This window comes from Promicromonospora kroppenstedtii DSM 19349 (assembly GCF_000515355.1).
GTDB lineage: Bacteria > Actinomycetota > Actinomycetes > Actinomycetales > Cellulomonadaceae > Promicromonospora > Promicromonospora kroppenstedtii.
The window spans coordinates 116331-116948 of record NZ_KI911641.1; positions in this window are offsets into that span (position 1 = coordinate 116331).

A 618-nucleotide genomic window follows, 5' to 3' on the forward strand; every position below is an offset into this window, starting at 1 on the left:
TGGCATCAGTGGATTCGGCGAACGAGACAGGCCCGGAGGGTGTGCCCCCGACTGGTGGGGACGGTAGGGCCGGTGGCTCTGGCTCTGGCTCTGGTGCTGGTGGGGCGTCGTTGGAGGCCGTGTTGGACCGGATCGAGGCCGTGGTCGGGGAGCTGGCTGATCTGGTCGCGCCGGAGGTCTTGGATGGTTGGGGTGCGCCGTCGGTCACGAGGTTGATGCAGGCTCACACCAGGATCCGTCGGGCGACCGGCCGGTTGGAGGGTGTGCGGTTGACGGTGCTGCCCCGGATCGAGGACGACGGTTCCTGGCGTACGGGTGGTATGTCGCGCACGTTCACGTCCTGGCTGCGGCTGCGTGAGGGTGTCGCGGCGGCCACGGCCCGGAGGGACGTGACCACAGCCCGCCGCCTGGCCCCAGGCCCTCCCGCAGACCCTTACCGGCCTGGTCGCTGGCACCCTGGGTGTGGACCATGCCCGGGTGATGAGCGAGGTCGCGCCCACCAGTCAGACCCGTCAGGACGCGTTGGCGTGGTTGGTCGACACCCGGCACGGGGGGANACCACCACCCCGGAGGCGTTCGTCCAGACCGTTGCGGTGGATCTGCCCGACCTGCTGATGA